Annotated in this window: 16 protein-coding genes; 2 read left to right on the forward strand and 14 right to left on the reverse strand. The window is 47.9% G+C overall.

Annotated features, from left to right (window positions below):
- The 9 genes from ACQSGY_RS02880 to ACQSGY_RS02920 form a co-directional block, all read right to left on the reverse strand.
- On the reverse strand, nt 1-1530 hold the full coding sequence (locus ACQSGY_RS02880; RefSeq protein ID WP_427050589.1) for a DUF4127 family protein: 1530 nt from the start codon (nt 1528-1530) through the stop codon (nt 1-3).
- Nucleotides 1517-3223: a beta-N-acetylglucosaminidase domain-containing protein gene (locus ACQSGY_RS02885; protein ID WP_427050590.1), complete on the reverse strand. Its 1707-nt coding sequence runs from the start codon at nt 3221-3223 to the stop codon at nt 1517-1519. The genes ACQSGY_RS02880 and ACQSGY_RS02885 overlap by 14 nt, the downstream gene beginning before the upstream one ends.
- Before the next feature lie 18 nt (nt 3224-3241).
- On the reverse strand, nt 3242-4060 hold the full coding sequence (locus ACQSGY_RS02890; RefSeq protein ID WP_427050591.1) for a carbohydrate ABC transporter permease: 819 nt from the start codon (nt 4058-4060) through the stop codon (nt 3242-3244).
- Nucleotides 4060-4941 carry a carbohydrate ABC transporter permease gene (locus tag ACQSGY_RS02895; protein WP_427050592.1) on the reverse strand — a complete coding sequence of 294 codons (882 nt, stop codon included), beginning with the start codon at nt 4939-4941 and terminating at the stop codon, nt 4060-4062. Before ACQSGY_RS02895 ends, ACQSGY_RS02890 begins: the two co-directional genes overlap by 1 nt.
- Nucleotides 4942-5079: 138 nt before the next feature.
- Nucleotides 5080-6384, reverse strand: coding sequence for an ABC transporter substrate-binding protein (locus tag ACQSGY_RS02900; RefSeq protein WP_427050593.1), 1305 nt, complete (start codon nt 6382-6384; stop codon nt 5080-5082).
- A gap of 849 nt (nt 6385-7233) precedes the next feature.
- Nucleotides 7234-8133, reverse strand: a complete 900-nt coding sequence (locus ACQSGY_RS02905) for a cation diffusion facilitator family transporter (RefSeq protein WP_111270984.1) — start codon at nt 8131-8133, stop codon at nt 7234-7236.
- A 216-nt stretch (nt 8134-8349) separates the two neighbouring features.
- Nucleotides 8350-9069 carry a hypothetical protein gene (locus tag ACQSGY_RS02910; RefSeq protein ID WP_427050594.1) on the reverse strand — a complete coding sequence of 240 codons (720 nt, stop codon included), beginning with the start codon at nt 9067-9069 and terminating at the stop codon, nt 8350-8352.
- 112 nt (nt 9070-9181) lie between these two features.
- Nucleotides 9182-10564: a sensor histidine kinase gene (locus ACQSGY_RS02915; protein ID WP_427050595.1), complete on the reverse strand. Its 1383-nt coding sequence runs from the start codon at nt 10562-10564 to the stop codon at nt 9182-9184.
- Nucleotides 10565-10605: 41 nt separating this feature from the next.
- Complete coding sequence (locus ACQSGY_RS02920; protein WP_427050596.1) at nt 10606-11316, reverse strand: response regulator transcription factor; 711 nt, start codon at nt 11314-11316, stop codon at nt 10606-10608.
- 172 nt (nt 11317-11488) lie between these two features.
- On the opposite strand from ACQSGY_RS02920, the gene ACQSGY_RS02925 reads away from it, so the two are divergent.
- Nucleotides 11489-11746 (forward strand): GlsB/YeaQ/YmgE family stress response membrane protein, encoded by a 258-nt coding sequence (locus tag ACQSGY_RS02925; RefSeq protein WP_145402271.1) that lies wholly within the window; start codon nt 11489-11491, stop codon nt 11744-11746.
- 74 nt (nt 11747-11820) lie between these two features.
- Here the strand turns inward: ACQSGY_RS02925 and ACQSGY_RS02930 are convergent, their stop codons facing one another.
- Nucleotides 11821-12588, reverse strand: coding sequence for an alpha/beta hydrolase (locus ACQSGY_RS02930; protein WP_427050597.1), 768 nt, complete (start codon nt 12586-12588; stop codon nt 11821-11823).
- 140 nt (nt 12589-12728) lie between these two features.
- Here ACQSGY_RS02930 and ACQSGY_RS02935 point away from each other — a divergent pair, with 140 nt between their 5' ends.
- Complete coding sequence (locus tag ACQSGY_RS02935) at nt 12729-13346, forward strand: TetR/AcrR family transcriptional regulator (protein ID WP_427050598.1); 618 nt, start codon at nt 12729-12731, stop codon at nt 13344-13346.
- Nucleotides 13347-13415: 69 nt separating this feature from the next.
- Here the strand turns inward: ACQSGY_RS02935 and ACQSGY_RS02940 are convergent, their stop codons facing one another.
- From ACQSGY_RS02940 to ACQSGY_RS02955, 4 genes are all read right to left on the reverse strand, one after another.
- On the reverse strand, nt 13416-16067 hold the full coding sequence (locus ACQSGY_RS02940; RefSeq protein ID WP_427050599.1) for an ABC transporter permease: 2652 nt from the start codon (nt 16065-16067) through the stop codon (nt 13416-13418).
- A complete protein-coding gene (locus ACQSGY_RS02945) occupies nt 16060-16752 on the reverse strand; it encodes an ABC transporter ATP-binding protein (protein WP_427050600.1) in 693 nt (230 codons plus the stop codon). Before ACQSGY_RS02945 ends, ACQSGY_RS02940 begins: the two co-directional genes overlap by 8 nt.
- A gap of 113 nt (nt 16753-16865) precedes the next feature.
- The gene (locus tag ACQSGY_RS02950; protein WP_427050601.1) at nt 16866-18110 is read right to left on the reverse strand and encodes an ATP-binding protein; all 1245 of its coding nucleotides are present in this window, start codon (nt 18108-18110) and stop codon (nt 16866-16868) included.
- Nucleotides 18110-18811 carry a response regulator transcription factor gene (locus ACQSGY_RS02955; protein WP_427050602.1) on the reverse strand — a complete coding sequence of 234 codons (702 nt, stop codon included), beginning with the start codon at nt 18809-18811 and terminating at the stop codon, nt 18110-18112. Before ACQSGY_RS02955 ends, ACQSGY_RS02950 begins: the two co-directional genes overlap by 1 nt.
- Nucleotides 18812-18893: the final 82 nt, after the last annotated feature.

Below are 18893 nucleotides of genomic sequence, written 5' to 3' on the forward strand. Positions count from 1 at the left end.
TCAACCGGACACATACTGCACAGACAACCCCACCTCAAACATCCGGTTCCACGGCATATAGCAGTCGGTAATCTTTACGCTTCCTTCCGGACTGTCGATCCGCACCGCCAGTTCCTCGATCAACCGTTCCTGTACACGTGCAGCCACACGGCCGCGCGGCCCGTCAAGCTCATATTTGCCGTAACCCATCTCCTGAACGGGACCGTCACTAAGCTCTCCCCGTACAACCGAGCAATAGCAGACATCCTCCGCGTAGCGGAGCGCCAGAAAATCCAGATGCACCTGTGTCCGCCCGAAGTGCAGATAGATCATCGCCTGGGAGATGACGGTTCCAAGCGAGTTCGAGCTTGTGTTCCAGCCAGCGTAACCGGCCAGGTCGAACAGCATGTTCTTCTGACGCAGCATTTTGACCAGCTTTTGGTCGCCTCCATTGGCATAGCCGACATCGGCTACAGCTACTGGAATCTTCTTGTGCCGCAGCAAGTACTCCCCGTATTCTAGCAGCTCCATCAGGTTCCGGTGTATATCATAGCTGAAATAAGCATGATGCTGCGATACCGCCTCCGCCATCGTCTCGCCCGGTGCACTGACCAGCAAGACCAGTTCCGCTTCTGCAGCACTGGACGCGATTAGCCCGCCTGCGGCCAGAATCTGATACTTCAGCGTCTCGTAGAAGAAGCGGTCCTCGAACAGCGGCGTCACGAACGCCCCCTGTACAGCGGACAAACGCGGGTAGATCAGTGGCCTCCGCCCTTCGGCCATATTCAACACTCGGGCAAGCAGCGTACAACCCACCTCATCTGCTCCCGGATACATATAGACCTTAAGCTCCAGATCAAGCGCCATGATCCGCGCCCGTACCTTCTCCTGATCCCTGGCGGTATGCCCGTACGGGGCCGAGTCATCTTGCGGCACAATCATGAAGTCAATCACTCCGTCCCGGACCAGTTCCAGCGCCTGCTTGTTGGCTTCAATATTAACGGCTCTGCGGCCGAGATAATCTTGCAGTACTGCGGCCGGGAGTCGCAGATCAATATCGGACAGCTCACGGATCTCCTCGTTGGTGGCAATACCCAACTCCAGCCGGTGCCCAATAAAGCCTTTGCGGAAGATCTCCCGGCCCCAGTCGGCATAATAATCCGGTTCCTCGTCTGATAGAGAATACTGCGGACAGCGCATAATCAGTTGGAACGCATACAGCTTAAGCTGCGGATAGCGCCGTTTGATCTCCCGCAGCTGCTCCAGACGGGCGTGCAGTTCATCGGGCTTCAGTCCGTGCAGCCTTGACGGAATGATCCCGCCGTAGAGCAGCGTATCCAGCGCGACTACTGCGCTGTCCGCTCCTTCGCAGGCAGCCTCGAACCAGGACCACAACTGTTCTACATCACCCGGCCGCTTCTTCAGCCCCATGATTTCGGCAGGCGGGCGCTCCACTATATAATCTGTTCCCTGGGCCAACAGATAAGGGAATTCATAATTACAGGGCCGCTCATCCAGCGGGACCAGGATCAACTTCCTAGGCTTCGTCATGTCCGTTCTCCTCCTTTGTTTTCTCCGGCAGTTCGATGCCCAGCGCCTTAGCCGCACGGACGGCCGGATCACTGCCGAGCCGTACACCATAGCTGCGGCAGGTCTCCATGCATTCATGGACTTCTGCTGCAGCCTGCGGCTCCAGCGGGTCCTCCAACTGCCTGCGCACCGCCCTCCAGAGCGCTGAATCTGCGATAGCCCGGCGCAGCCACGGTCCTGCTTCTTCGCTGAACTTGGTATTGTCTAATCCGCCCAGCCGCACGGCCGTCTGCTCCAGCCGGCTGAAATAAGCATCCAGCAGATCCAGATCGCGCTCCGCCAGCGCATCGTCCAGATCCGGGTAGCCACCGGAATACAGGCGGCTGTTCAGATTCTGGCGGCAGAAGAACATCATTTCATCCGCCAGTTCCCCGGAGAATTCACGCACGGACAGCTCCCAGGACAGCTCCGGCATGTAGCGCTCGCTGTTCCACATATAGTGGGACATGGTGGTGAGCGTAATTTTGGAGCATTCCCACTGGTTCATGGGGTTGGCCACAACGGCGGTATGCCCGAGTTGGCCGAGCCGTGAGCTGCGCCCGCGCACCGGGTCAAGGAACAGCCGGTCCTTGTCGCAGTCATTCACCGGAATATTGTCCCACAGCCACAGCTCATGCCCGTAATAATTGAAGTTATCCTCCGCATGCTTGCGGCCGATCTCCGGGGCGAAAACGAAGTAGCCGGTCCAAAAGACTTTGACAGCGGGATGAAGCTGCTCCCGGATATCCTTCTTGTACTCCGTATTCCAATACGACCAGTACTCTGAAGGACACATCACCAGGGAGAAGTGCGGCAGACAAACGGCCAGATAATCGTAGACCCGGTTCGTCACGTAAGCATGGGCGTTCCCGGAGCGCTCCAGGAACTGCTTGTTGTCACCTTTTAACACATAATCAATGTCATCCATCAGCAGCGCGAAATGCCGCACCCCAATCGCGATCATCGCAGCAAGTTTCTCCTCCAGCTTCGCGAAGTCCTCCCGGCTGCGGAATTCCAGATCATTGCCCGGGCTGATACAATAGTAGAAATCTACCAGATGTTTGTCGCATTCCTGCTTCAGGTCATGAATCTTGGCAAACATATCGTCCGGGTACGGCTCACGCCACAGCTTCCGGTGATAGAGATCATCCTTCGGCGCGTACATGAAGGCGTTCATCCGGTGTTCACTCATGTATCTGACCGAATCCATGCGGTCTGCGAAGCTCCATGGTACACCATAGAACCCTTCAATAATGCCCCGCACCGCAAAAGAAGGCTCATCCTCCACTGTAACCACCGGCAGGCGGCAACGGTCCTCCTCCACCGTAAGCAGCCGCTTCAGCGCATCCAGACCATATTTTAGTCCCCGCTGGCCTGACGCAGTAATGACCAGCTTTGCATCCTCTCCAATCACAAGGCGGTATCCGTCTGCAGCAAGCCCGCAGTCATACTCCAGCATTAGCTGTGCATTCCCCTTGTCGGCGGTAGCTACACCCGGACCGGCAGGCTCCAGAATCACGATGCCGCCTTCCTCCAGCAGTCCGTGGACATCCTGATTCATCGCATACCGGGAAGCCAGCTCGCAGCGCAGCTGCGGACCCTCCAAAATCAGCTCTTTGCCTTGCGTATAATAGTCGCGGAACAGATACTGGCATTCCCGTAACGAAATTCCCATTGAGTTGTGCCTCCTTAGTTACCCTTTAATTGCTCCGGCAATTCCTTCCATATAATACTTCTGTGTGAACAGGAACACGATGATAATCGGCAGCACCGAAATCATCGTTCCGGCGGCAATCCAGCCGAAGTTATAAGAGAACTGCCCGTTCAGATAAGTCAGCGCCGCAGCGAGCGGATACTTCTGCGGGTCGTCCAGGACAACAATCGGCCACAGGAAGTTGTTCCAGAACGCCATGACCTCCAGCAGCCCGATAACGGCAATCCCCGGCTTGACGAGCGGCATCACCAGTTGAATAAAGATCCGCAGCTCGGATGCCCCGTCCATTTTACCCGAATCCCGGATGTCAACAGGAATGCCCAGGAATGTCTGCCGCATCAGGAAGATATTGAACACCGACACCGCTGCTGGAAGAACCACACCCAGGAAGGTATTGCCCAGTCCAAAAGCCTGAATCGTCAAATAATGCACAATCATAGCGGTAGCCGACGGAATAATCATGGTCGAGATTAGCAGCGTGAACACCAGATTCCTGCCCTTGAACCGAAAGACCGCCAATGGGTATGCGGTCAGAGAGGACAGCAAGATATTGAAGACAACTCCGAGCAGCGTAATGACGACCGTATTCAGAATGTAACGCGGGAAATCCATGAAGTTCCACACCTGCACATAGTTCTCGAAACCGATGAAGGTCGGCAGAATGGCCGGCGGATTCGCAAAGACGTTGCGCCCCGGCATCAGTGATACACTGAGTAGCCATAAGAACGGCCCCATCATGAACAGGGCTAGCAGTATCAGCAGAATATAAGTAATCAGATAACGAAAGCTACGCGGCATCAATAGGAATTCACCCCGCCTCTCCGGTTGAGCCGTAATACGAGCACGCTAAGCGCCCCCACCAGCACACTGACGATCAGCCCGAGCGCCGAGGCATAGCCGAAATTGAACTGCTCCAGCCCTTTTTGAAAAATATAGACGCTTGAGGTCAGTGTGGACGTCCCCGGTCCGCCCTTAGTCAGTATGTAGACCTCATCGAATACCCGGATTGCCCCCATGACCGAGATCAGCGTGCAGAACAGAATATGCGGGCGCAGCAGTGGCAGCGTTACATGCACAATCAGCCGCAGCGGCCCTGCTCCGTCTACCCTTGCAGCCTCATACAGGTCTGCTGGAATGCCTTGAAGACCGGCCAGATAAAGCATCATGTAATAACCGAGGCCCTTCCACATCGTAATGAACATCAGGACATACAGCGCTGTGCTGCTAGTGGAGAGCCAGGAGACCTGCTCACTGAGAATACCCACCTTCAATAGCAGATAATTGACCACTCCGTTATTGCCGAGCAGCCAGCTCCAGATCAGCGCCACTGCTACCATGGACGTTACTACCGGGATGTAGTAGGCGGCCCGGAACATTTTGACCCCCGGAATTTTACTGTTCACCAGAATCGCCATCAGGATTGAGAGGATCTGGATTACCGGCACAATCAGCACATACACAAGCGAGTTCCATAGTGAAATCAGGAAATTATGATCCTGGAAGGCCCGGGTAAAGTTATCCAGACCCACGTAATGCGTCTCGGTAATGACTGAATAATCTGTCAATGAGAGCGGTACTCCGTATATAATCGGCCAAAAGGTAAACACCGCCAGAAACAGCAGGCCCGGCGACATAAAAGCCCATGCGGTAAACGCCTCGGAACGAATTCCTTTATACATCCGCTACACCTCCCTCTCCTTCAAACAACTCCACAAAGTGTGTCTTTAGGTTAGATGTTTACTCAGATACTTTGCGGGTACCCAAAACATATAAAATTTCTTGTTGGCGGAATCCCCATCCAGCTATGTTTCAGCAGCTTAGGAACCCTGACTGATAATGTCGTTAACTTCCTTCTCTACCTTGTTCAGCGTCTCTTTGATATCTGCGCCGTTCATCAGAATCTCTTGCAGTCCCCGCGTCAGCGCAGAGTTGATATCCGAGGCGCTTGGCACACCGACCATGTAATCAGTAGCCTTATCCAGACTCTGCGAGGATGCCACCTTCGCTTCCGCTTCCAGTGAGCCGTCGGAATCGGTGAAGAACGGGTCCTGTATGGAAGCCTTGCTTGACGGCAGTGTATTGGCGACTTTGGAGAAGGCCGTCTGGTTCTCGGCGTTAGTAATGAAGGCGGCGAACTCAACGGCTTCCTTCGGGTTCTTCGACTTTTGTGGCACGACCAGGTTCATAGAGTTGGAGAGACGCAGATTTGCCTTGCCTGTTGGCAGCGGGACTGCGACCGTATTCTTGTAGACATCCGGCGCAGAGGTCTTAATGAAGTTAATGAAGGTCGGGCCGGATAACTGGAAGGCTACCTGCTCACCGGAGAAATATTGGATCTGCTTGCTGAAATCCGCGTCCTCCTTGAGCACCACGCCTTCCTTCATCAGATCACGCATCTGGGTAATCATCGCTTCGGCTTCCGGCGTATTGAACGCGGCGGCTGTCTTGTCTTCATTCAGAATCGGAATGCCATCGATTGGGAACAACTTGGAGACCAACTGCTGGGCATACCCGGCTGCTCCGGTCTTCTCATGAACCTGACGGGCCCACTCCACCAACTCCTCGCGGGTCTGCGGCGGGTTCGCAGGGTCGAGGCCAGCTTTTTCCACCAGCTTCTTGTTCATGAACAGCACCTCAGTGCCTGTATACCAGGGAAGCGCATAAGCTTTGCCCCCGAGCACGGTAGAATTATAGATTCCCTCGAAATAACTCTTTGCCTGCTCATCCGTCAGATACTCACTCAGATTAAGCAGTGCCCCCTTGCTGCCTAACTGGCTGGCGAATTCGGTGTTCAGATTTACGACATCAGGACTCTTGCCACTGGCCGTGCTGGTCAACAGGCGCTGCGAGATGGCATCATAAGGATAATCCTTCCACTCGACCTTCACTCCCGGGTGGCTGCCCTCATACTTGGCGATCAGATCATTGAAGTAATCATTGAACGTAGGCTGAAGTGCAATCGTCCAGAATTCGAGAGTTACGTCCTTCGCAGCAGCCGTTGACTGCCCCGTGCTTCCTGTATCCGGTGTACCCTTGGTACTGTCATTCCCTCCGCATGCCGCAAGTAGCATAAACATCGTCAGCAGCAACAATACTGTGAAGCCCTTCCTGTTCGTTCTCACACAACATTCCCCCTCAGTATAAGTGTGAGGTGAGCGCCCTTCCCGCGTAAGCATTCCTGACTTGTTGCTCCCTCTTTGCAAAGAGTATAGCAGAATTTACATTAAAATGAAGTATTTTTCCAAAATTAAATTAAAAAGTGAAATAATTTTTCTTTTTTACTGATTTTAAGAGGTAGCGGAAACTTTCCCCGAGCTTCCGTGATAGATTCGCTTTTCAAGAAACATCGGATTTTGATCCGGATTGCCAGTACCGACTTTTGCCCCTTCCATATCGTGGTTCAATCCATTTACTCCTTAGACTCGTATATGCTGCATGTTTTTCTGTCGGATCAACGTCATTTGCTTCAGACCACTCTGCAACGAGTCAAGCTGTATCCTCTCCTTCACCAGTGATACAACCCTATCAGGATTTTGGAGCAGTTATTAATTTAAATGTCGGCCAACGCACTTGGGCTACTGGCTATTCATTTCAGATCATCACTACCGATGGGAGCGTTATCATAGAGCCATATAACGATTATGCGTTTTATGCTCTCAGACCAGGGGTTACGGTTATAAGAGCTGATTTTGGTAATGGAAACTGGATGTATTATTCAGTAGTCGTGAAATAATTTAATGCGTACTAATCATAAAGAGAGTACCTTAATCACAATAAATAGTGAAAAGGTACTCTCTTTTTTGGACTAGCATTAACTTGAATCCCCTACGCCGGGCAAAATCAACAAACCTGAACTTGTCTGGCCTATGCCGTGCCTCTGTATACTGGAATTGACTGGCGTCCTCCAGATACACCTGACTTATGGGACAGCACCTTTCACGTTCTCTCGGATGTATATTGATTCTCTATGATCACAAGGATTCCTTGACACGTTCCTGCTCGGGCTCAGGCTCTACATGCACATGCACCGTATATACATCATGCTCTTCCAGCAGCTCATTCTCAACATCTGTGCAGATATCATGAGCTTGCTGCAAGTCCAAATCACCTCGAACCGTGATCACCACGTCCACTACAGCATTGCTGCCATAATTACGTGCTCGTACATCCTTCACCGTCTCGACACCATCAATCCCTGCAATCGTATCACGATATTCCTCAATCAATTCAACATCAAAGCCATCCGTAAGATGGTGTGTAGCTTCTCTGAAAATATCCCATGCCGTCTTGCAGATCAGCAAACCGACGATAATCGCCGTTACCGGGTCAAGCCAAGGCAGACCGAATTGTGAACCTACAATGCCAATGACTGCACCGATACTCACCCATGCATCCGAAATATTGTCCCGTGCGGCAGCCATCACAGCCTGACTTTTAATTCGTGTAGCCAGTCTCTTGTTGTAACGATAAACCAGGTACATAATGACCGCACAGAAAACCCCGGTATACGCTGCAAGAAGATCGGGGGATTCATGTTTGCCTTGAAAAACAGAACCAAAGGCTTCGAACAAGACTTGAAGCCCGACAGCCATCATAATGAACGAAGCAACCAGAGACGCCACGGTTTCTGCTCTCCAATGCCCATATGTATGATCTTTGTCTGCTGGACGCTGTGCGAGCTTCAAGCCAATCAATACCGCAATAGATGCCACGATGTCCGTTGCATTATTCAGTCCGTCTGCCTTGAGCGCCTCCGAACCTGCCGTAGTACCAATAATCAGCTTCAGTGCAGTCAAACATATATAAGCGACGATACTGATGATCGCCCCGCGCTCCCCAAGTTTTAGATTATCGTATCTCTGCTGATCCACTTCAAATTCCTCCTGCAATCTTCAACTCTACTAACACTCGTATGATGGTATCATTGAACATTTGTGTGGGTCTAGAGAAACGTTTTAAGTGTAAGACAACATAGTCTGAGAGCGGCAAGAGTTTAACGAGAATCCAAAAAAGTTGCGTCTGGAAAACATGTTCCCTTGTCTTTTACAATTCAAAAAACCTGTCCGTCTCCGGGCAGGTTTCAAAAATTAATCCAGAAGCGTATAAATCTGAATGCTCTCCACTTTCGCATCCTTGATATGAAACGACATTACATCCACATAGTTGGACGGCTCGTAACGGAAATCGTCCTCTTCATTCGGGGCTCCGTCACCGAGCAATTTCCCTTCAGGATAAGCACTTTTTAGTGTATCCAGACTGTCCCCTACTTTAATATTCCGCGCTGTTGTATATGTGGGTTCTGTTATTTCAATATGAAAGATGGAGTCTTGTTTCCCCTCCGGGATACTGATTGTTTTGATCACCAGACCCGGATACGTGTACACTTTTTCCGTAAAACCGATTAATGTGTCCATATTCGTTCCATCGTCAGCGCTGTAGGTATGAGATTTCAGGTTATCCGGTTTACCCAGCATCTGTTCCATCTGCTCTTCATTTGCTGTATCGGCAATCGCAATGGTGTGTTCATTATAAACAAAAGCAAGCTCCTTCAGCACTACATTGCCTTCCTTCTCCATAGAACCTTCCTTAATGACTTCACCACCCTCTCCCTCGGAACTTTCGGAAGGAGACGTATTGGAATTTGCTGCACCTTCGCCTTTGTTCTGTTGATTCGATGAACCTTGTTCAGCCGAGTTCTGTGCAGGAGCTGGAGAACTGGCGTTACCGGATTGACAGCCCGTCAGTGCCATCGTTAGTAAAGCACTAAGCAGGATAAGACTTGCAGATTGGTTCGTTAATTTCATCATGATCCCTCCATAATGTGTGTGATTTCTTCTTATGAAGTGATTATAAAAAACGCATTTGTTAGTCTCATAACAGAAATGTATCAGTCTTGTAACGTTACTTATTTAGGCTGCTTTACGAACGAGGCAAAACAATCGTAACGGTCGTGCCTTCTCCCAATTGACTTTTGATGTCGATATATCCGTTAAATCGTGCCACAATCTCTTTGCAAATGGACAGTCCAAGACCTGAACCGTTCGCTGTACTTGCATTTTTTGCCCGGTAAAAACGTTCCTGCACTCGCTCCAGTTCATCTCCCGCGATGCCGATGCCCTGATCACATATCCGGATAACCACTTCACTCAAAGTATGTTCGATCTGCACTTCAATCTGTGACGGATTTTCCGAGTACTTGATGGCATTGTCTACAAGGTTTGCGATCGCATGGGACATCAGCATGTAGTTCACATTGGCGTAGACGTTTGTCGCACCCTCATTTTGTGCTTCTGTCTCTGCTCTGTTGATTATGATTGCGATTCCTTTTTCCTTGGCCTTGGCTCCCATATTTTTAACGACTTGCTGAATCAGCTCGTTCATTTCCGTCCTCTCGACCTCCAGTTCGTCAGAACCAGCCTTGTCGAATCGGGATAGTAATAACAATTCGTTGATCAAACGGGTCAGGCGATCCGATTCCTGCAGCAGATGAGCATAGATCTTATGAAGCTGCTTGTCCTCCGTCTCCTCTTCATACAGGTATTGTGAGAAACCGCGAATGGCTGCCAAGGGTGTCTTGAGCTCATGCGATACATTGGAGACAAATTGCTTCTGGTACTGAATGTAATCATGAAGCTGCTTCCCCATTTGGTCTAACCCTTCAGCCAGCATGCCAAGCTCATCCTTCCGCTTCAGATGCACTCTGCGAAACTCCTGTCTGGAGAAACTTTGCACAGCGCCAAGCAGCACCTTGACCGGTTTGGTTGTATTACGTGCAATCCAGAGACTGGATAAGGTAATCAGCACAATAAATCCGCCTGCACCTGCAAACAGGATATAACGTATCTGATCCATCATTGTATAAAAATACGATATATCCTCAACGAACTCATACACATAAGCGTTCTGGTAGTATTGGTCCTGAATGGGAGTCGCAAAATAAAGCAGATGATCTTCCGTAACCGTGTAGGCATAGCTGCCGCCAAGAGCTTTCTCTATATTTTTTGCAAAAACAATCGGCTTGCCATCATTAATGATGATGCCATCTACAGCCAGGCCCAGCAGCTGCCTGGAGCTGTCGTAAATACGTACTTCCTTGCCAGAAGCTTTCAGCTTCTCCAGAGCAAGTCTGACAATCTCCTTGGTCTGCGGCTCTCCAGATGATGACCTGTGCTGTGATAAAACCTCTCGGAAGGACAACTCGGAGAGATCGGCTTTCTCCATCATCTGTTTCTCAATGGTAACGAAACTGTAGTAATCAATCGCCTTGTTGATTGCAAATATGATGATGCCAAAGGAAAGCACGGAGAAAAATAAATAATTCAGCAGTAAGCGTGTTGCATATTTCAGACCTCCCCACCTCCAAGCTGATAGCCAAAACCGTAGATGGTTCTGACATACTTCGGATCGTCCGCGTTATCCTCCAGCTTCTTTCGCAAACGCATAATGGTCATGTCTACGCTGCGACTGTCTCCCATAAAGTCATAACCCCATCCGATCTGCAACAGTTCATCCCGCGTAAAGATTTTGTCAGGCCTTTTCAGCAGCGTTTCCAGAATTTTAAATTCTTTGGCTGTTAAAGACACAGGGATATCATTTTTCAGCACACTTCGGCTTTCCAGATCAAACGTCAGCTCTTCATGAATGATGCGTGTCGATTGAACCTCTGTTGTTGCTTCACTTATGTTTTCCCTGCTCTCGTTTCTTCTCAGAATGACCTTGATGCGGGCCAGCAATTCCCGATTGTCAAAGGGTTTGGTCATGTAATCCTCGGCTCCCAGCTCAAGCCCTAACACCTTGTCAATGATCTCGTTTTTGGCAGAGAGCATGATCACCGGAATGGCGCGTTTTCCCGTAATTTCCTTGCACAAATCATATCCGGAGCAATCTGGCAGCATCAGATCAAGCACAACTAAATCAGGTTGAAAGGAGTCCAGCAGCTGCAGGCCAGCTTTGCCATCCTCTGCGGTCTGCACATCATAGTTTTCTCGTTTGAGCACCAGCTCAATTAAATCTCGAATTGCAATTTCGTCATCAATCACTAGAATTTTCTTCAAGGGAATTCCTCCAGTTCGGTATATCCGCACATTCGTTTTTTACACCTTTTTTCACGTCATAACTCAATGTCTTTACTATAACAATGCTTTGTCAAAAAAACATCGGCTTTCTGGTTCAAGTTGCTCTGTTTCAAACATAACTTAAAGAAACCAACGGAAAGGAGACAAATGCATGGATCTCATATGGGTACTCATCGTCGGTGGTCTTATCGGTTGGTTAAGTGGTAATCTGATTGGGCGTGACGTGCCAGGAGGCGTGATTGGAAATATTGTCGCAGGTTTTATTGGTTCTTGGCTAGGAACGGAGCTGCTTGGTGCAAGAGGGCCTGTTGTGGGTGGGTTTCATATCATTCCCGCAATCGTGGGAGCGATTATTGCGCTGCTGATCTTTTTTGCTCTGGCGCGTGGTGGTGCATTCCGAAGACGTTAAAAAATAGACTCAAAGCGATGAACCACTTGATCGGTTTATCGCCTTGAGTCTTTTTATTTGGAAAGTTGTATATTTTATTTATTCCATTTCTCAAACCATACTTCCAGCGCCTGAATCACCTGCTGAAGCTGCTTTTCTTCTGTGATCTGAGGTGTATTATCTCCCTTCTGCATGCCATACGAGCCAAATTGACCATGATTTCCGCCCTCAATGCTTACAAAAGTAGTATCTTGGGGAAGGTTGTTTTTAGCTTTTTCCCACTCTTCCCAGTTCAGAACGCCATCCTTGCTTCCTGTAATCTGCAGGGCGGACAAGCTACTGCCGTTCAGTCTCCCGCCCTCATCCGCGTAGGATGCCAGATAAAAGACACCTTTGATCTGATCCGTGTGGGCTGCAGCATATCGTGAGGCGAATACTCCCCCGAGTGAGTGACCACCGATGACATACGTTTCATCCGGATGCTGCGCCAGGAAGCTATCTGCCCGGCTGCCACCAAACATCGCCAAATTCAGCGGCATCCGGGCAATATAGACCCGGTGTCCCTGCTCTGCCAGTTTTCGTGCCATAGGAGCATAGCTTGCCGGTTCTACCAGCCCTCCCGGGTAAAAAACAACGTTAGGCTGTATGATATCCTGATCCTTCGGTTCAAATTGGTATCCATGCCTGATTTCACTTACAAGCACCTTGCCGTCGCTTTTCATTGCGTCTTCTGCTTGTTTGGACGGGCTGTAGGTTACGGATGCCAAATAGGCAAACAATCCTGCAACCAAGGCAATAATGATCACACTGGCCCATATCGCAAATTTTTTCCATCTGTTGCTGCGCGCTGCTGTCTTCGCCATAACCTGATGACCCCACCTTTTATAACTTATCGTATTCCTTGACGATTTTTATTATATTTACTGGTAAGTAAAATTACAAGCCACTTTGCTTAAATGTATCTTTTAACATAAAATATTGATGAAGGAGCGTGTACGAATCTATGCCAGCACAAGTACCTAAACGTTTACGGGGCAGACCCAAACAGACGGATAATGATATTTCCATCCAGCAAACGATTATTTATACGGCCTCCACCCTTTTTAAAGAATTTGGATACGAGACGGTGACACTTCAGCAGATTGGCAAGAAATGCGGTGTATCCAAACCGACAATATATTATCATTTTGCGAGCAAAGCTGATCTATTCCAGGCGGCTATGACAACAATGCTGCAGAATGTAAGAAAAATTACCGCGCGTATGCTGGAGGAAGCAGCGCATTTGCAGGATGGATTAATTCAATTAACCGAAGCCCGGCTCGCCAATCCGCATGGCCAGATTGAAACGATGATGCGAGAAGCAGAGCCGCTGCTGGAGGAGAAACATATTCATGCAATTCGCGAGGCGGAGCATCAGATTCATGAAGTATTGGCTGCGCATTTCAAGCTTGCCATGGAGCAGCAGATGTTCCGCGAAGAGGATCCGTTATTTCTGGCAGAGGCTTTCTCTACGTTAATGTTAATGGGCAATCGTGAACATGACACGAAGAAATATGAGTCAAATCATGTCTTGGCGGAGAAGATTGTACGTGTTTTTCTACAAGGCGTGACCTTATCTTAGATCTTGTTATGAAAGTCAAAGAACCCCCGCGCTTCGCTCGAAAGCTCAGCAGGGAGTTCTTTGACGTGGTTAGTTTTCCCCACGCAAACCATCTGTGATTTGAATGCGCTCAAGCCGTCTGAGCGGCCAATATGAAGCTAACAGTGTAGCTGCAATGCCTCCTGCACTCGCGATTAGAATGCTGCTCCATGGGACAAACCATTCAATCTGCACAGCGTTTCTCAATAGATAAGATACGCCGTAACTTAAAGCTGTTCCCAGCACGCTTCCATATATCGCTGCGAATATACCGTAGAACATGCCTTCCAGCAGCACCATTTTGCGAATTTCCTTCTGAGTCATGCCAATGGCTTTTAATACAGCGAATTCCTTCGTTCGCAGAATGAGATTCGTACTCACCGTATTCAAAATATTCAGGAACGCAATGGCTGAGATGACACCTATGAAGCCATATAGGAAAATATTTAACGTCATCGCATCGTTCCGGGCTTGCTTCATTTCCTCTACCCGATTCTGGTAACTATACCCTGCATCCTTTTGGACAAGGCTTTTGAAATAATCTACAATTGCCCCTTTATCTGTATCAGGATTGGCTTTAATGAAAATTCTGTCGTAGGTGTTATCACCAGTGATGTTTTCAATCACCTTTGGTGTTGTTATCATTTGAATAATCGCACTTTCGGAGTATTTATCAGAGAGAGGACCTTGATCTGCTATTCCGACAACGGTCACTGTTTTGTATGGTTGCTTATCATGCATTGATCGGACTTTAATTTTATCCCCAACCTTGAAGCGGGTTTGATCAATGATCATCTTGGTTCCTTGTTCGGTGATCATGCTGATTTTCTGGATAACAATGACACCATTTTCATCGTTCATCTGGCTTGCATCAATGCTTCCGGACGTGAGTTTGGGACGAAGCTCCTGAAGCCCGTTTACACCGTAAGACATCAGAAAGTTGTTACCCATCCGATATCCATTTTCCTGTTCAACCGTGTACATTTCTTTCCGATGCTGGTAGTAATCCGGATTCACTTTCTCTTTCGGAATGACCGCCTGGAGCTGATGATTGTAAAAAGGGTAGGCTTGGTTAACTCCATCAAGTGCAGCCAGCTTGTTATACACCGAATTAGGGATACGTTTATTCATACCCTGATATTCCAAGGAGTAAGAGTAATTGATGCCCGATGAAGAGGTTGTGCTTAATGTGTTCACCAAGCCGCTAAACACAATGTACATGACAATGCTGATAATCATTGAAAAGGCCGTAATGCGAAATCTCTTTCGGTTCCGCCGAATATTTCGACTGGCAAACCTCCCTTCGAATCCAAGCCATTTGCTTCCAGCAAAAGACAAGCGTTTGAAATCCCCCTGCTCTACCACCGTGCTACCTGAGGTTTTCAGTGCTTCAAGTGGCGAGACGCTGGATGCCAGCTTGGCCGGACCCAGCGCTGATACATAGGCAACCATCAGTCCTAAACCGGCAGCCGCAAGTAGAATAGGTACTGAAATAATCATGTGCATATCGTTCAAGAAACCTAATGTCAGGAAACTGATGTTATAGAATAAAACCTTCATCAAAATGGTTCCTGTAAACAATCCGATCGGAATAGCAATTAAACTAAGCACAGTCGCTTCCTTAAATACAATTTTGCGGATCTGAGCGGGTGTGGCACCTATGCATCGCAGCATGCCAAATTGAGAAATGCGTTCAAGCACTGAAATATGAAACGTATTGTAAATTACTGCGCTTGTGCATCCCATAATGATAAGAACAACGGCTGCCAATGCATACATTGAACTTTGGTTAACATTGTTATAGGTACTCTTGCCAAACAGTTTGAGCAGTTCATTGTTATATTCGATCCGAATATTTTTATTTACGGATTCCCGGTTCAACTCCTGAGCCGAATCCTGATCTACGCTTTCCCAACCCAAGGATGACAGAATGGCTTCCGTTTTATCCTTTATTTTGTCCATTGATTTCATCGTGGCATAGATAAAGAAAGTCTGAGAAGGATCGATTTTTTGATGATCATCATACGTAATTGCTGAATAGATAAAGGTGGATGACCACATTACATTTTTGGCTGGTTTCATCACACCGACGACGGTATATTGCTGTTTCATGCGCGGTTTGAATTTCTCATCCAGGTCCCACCCATAATCACCAACGGAGTTCGCACTCTTCACCTTTCCTGTCGAAGCTTCGATCCGATCTCCCAGGTTTAGCGTTATCTTATCTCCAATTGCTGGTTTTGAAGCGAACGTATTCAGGCTCCAGGATGACAGGATGATTTCGTTAGGCTTTTGCGGCAAACGTCCACTCTCTAACTGAACTTGAAGCTTGGACATGGCTTGCGAGTCGTATCCTTTCACATTCAAATAACGATACGGCGCAGCAAACGGGTTTTCCTTTTGCTCCTTTTCACTCGTGGAGCTTATGATTGCATAACCAATACGATGAATGACTCCCGCACTGCCTATGGCGGCCTGATTCACAATACGAGGTACGTCTTTGCCTGATACCCCATTGAACGACACTTCATAATCTCCATAATCCCGAATCGTCTGTCGTACCAGTTTGTCCTGATAACTCATGGCAAGTGTGCCGACAGCCGTAAGAAGCGTTACCGATAGAATGATACCAACAATGGTGAGAATGGATCTTTTTTTCTGACCAAGCAAATACTTCTCTGTGAGCCCTGTGTACTTACGCATGGTTCTCTCCTCCAGATTGCTGATCGAAAAGAACCCCGTCTTTAATGTTCACAATTCGATCCGATCTCCGGGCTATATCGGAATCATGTGTAATCATAATCAAGGTTTGATTGTATTTTCGAACCGAATAGGTGAGCAAATCTACAATTTCCTTGCTGTTTTTGCTATCCAGATTCCCCGTCGGTTCGTCAGCCAGAATGATCGAGGGTTTGTTAATCAACGCGCGTCCAATGGCTGTACGCTGTTGCTGACCACCCGATAGCTGGTTAGGGAGATGATGCTTTCTGTCTTTTAGCCCGAGTACGTTCATTAGTTCGTCTGCATAGTCTTCATCGGCTTGACGATGGTCGAGCAGCATAGGCAATTTAATATTTTCCTCTGCGCTTAGAACCGGAATCAGGTTATAGGCCTGAAAAATGAATCCGATCTTTCGTCTTCTGAATATCGCTAAATCCGTCTCGTTCAGAGAATATAGATCCGTCCCATCAATATGGACTTGTCCACTGGTTGGGCGATCTACACCTCCAAGCAGATGCAATAACGAACTTTTCCCCGAACCGCTTGCACCAACAATAGCGACAAATTCACCCTGTTGAACCGTTAAATTAATATGTTTTAATGCCTCAACCTTCGCGTCATTACTTCCGTATGTTTTACATAAATCATGCGTTTTTAAAATTTCCAAAGCATGTGCCTCCTTAATGAGCTGTGAACACTTGCTGTATTCATATGGGTTATTATAGGCTCGGAAGCTTACGTTAAAGTGAAGAGGAAGCTTACGTTATTGTAAGCTTCCTCTTAATATACTGTTTTCATGAATGTAATTCGGAATTCGGCTCCCTTTCCAGGTTCACTTGATACCGAGATGGTTCCACCCATGCCTTCAATAATAGACTTCGTCAGGGACAGACCAACCCCGGTACTATGTGGTTTGGCATTACTTCTTCCACGGTAAAATCGGGTGAACACATGAGGAATTTGATCCGTGTTAATTCCTTCTCCTTCATCCCGGATGATAATCGAGTGAAACAAGCCCTCGTCCTCCATCGTAATGTACACTTTGCCTGATACGGGAGAGTGTTCCAGCGCATTTTTAGTCAGATTAATTATCGCCTCGGTTAACCATTCTTCATCCGCATGCAGAAACATGCCCTCGCCGCCCTGAACAATGATGGTCTGTTTCTTTTGCTCCGCCAACGTCTGCAAGGTCAGCACGGTTGATTCAATAATGTCTTTGGGTTTAACGTTTTGCATTTGAAAAACGATAGCGCCCGCTTCCACCCTTGCCAGCTTCAGCAGGCTGATAATCAGCCATTCCATACGTTCAATCTGCTGCCTGCTTCGTTCCAGAAAAGTGGTTCGGATCTCTTCTTTCATACGTGGGTCATGCAGCATATTGTCATTAAACACAAGCAGGGATGCGAGCGGTGTTTTAAGTTGATGTGATATATCCGTAAGAAGATGGCTTAGAAAGGTTTTCTCCTGCTTCAGCTGATCCACACTATGACTTAGTCTGCCTGCCATCATGTTAAAGCTATGACCAAGGGCACTGAAGTCTCCCTCAGCATTCTCAGGCAATGAGGTATCGAATTGACCTTCCACCACCTGCTCTGCTGCATGTGTAACACGGCGTATTCTGGAAAACAGCTTGCGGTACTCCCAAAATATAAGCATCAAAACCGGGATACCACACAGAAAAAAGATCAACGCCGTATTCCCGGGCAATGCTGTTCCCGACAGAGCAGGCTGATCCTGAATGTTCATTTGCTCTGTATACCCATATTGAGACAATATTTGTTTACCTAACATAAGATCCTGTTGGTCTGAACCTTGAGTAATATTATGAACGAGCTGATCTTCGAGCTGTGGCTGCTTACTTAACACTTGTCCAACAAAGGCCGCATGCTGGTTTACAACCGTTTCATTGATGCTTTGTATTTGCAGGTTCATCACAACATAAATGATTGCAGTAAAACCTAATTGAACAAGGATGAATTTCGTAAAAACAGACTTCCACTCCGGATTACGGATGACTTCATGCATCAGCGGTATGCTCCTGTCGTTTCAGCGTTCCATTTGTATCCAACCCCACGAATCGTAACAATATACTGAGGTACGGCTGGCGTTTCCTCCACCTTTTCCCTTAATCTGCGTATATGTACGGACAGCGTATTATCATCAATGAATTCACCAGAGACATCCCATAACTTCTCAAGAATCGATGTTCTACTGCATATTTGTTTGGGATGGGACATTAACATGAGAAGCAGCCGGAACTCCAGCGTTGTCAGCGGAACTTCCATTTTATTTTTGAAAACAACACCTTCTAACACACGGACCTCAAACTCTCCGGATTTCCATATGTTTGAATGCTGTTCAGGTCGGGAATTACGCCGTAAAACGGCCTTGATTCTGGAAAGCAGCTCCTTGGTGCGAATTGGCTTGGTCATATAATCATCAGCGCCCAGATCAAGTCCTGCGACCACATTCATTTCTTCATCCAGTGCGGTGAGAAAAATGATCGGTACCTGTGAGTCCACACGAATTTCCTTGCATAATTCATATCCCGTTCCGTCAGGCAAATTGATGTCCAGCAAAATAAGTTCTATCTCCGTCTGCGCAAAAGCGTCGCGAGCTTCCTTCAAGGTTCCCGCATGAGTGACCTTATAGCCTTCATTCGTTAACGTATACTCTATCCCAAATACAAAATTTTCATCATCTTCAACAAGTAAAATGTGTTTCATTGCAGCACCCCTATCCTAGCGTAACCTCTTAAATCCAAGTATATGTGCCTCATCATTCTACTAAATGTAACATTTGAAATAC

The sequence above is a fragment of the Paenibacillus sp. TC-CSREp1 genome (genome assembly GCF_050171015.1).
GTDB classification, from domain to species: Bacteria; Bacillota; Bacilli; order Paenibacillales; family Paenibacillaceae; genus Paenibacillus; species Paenibacillus silvae.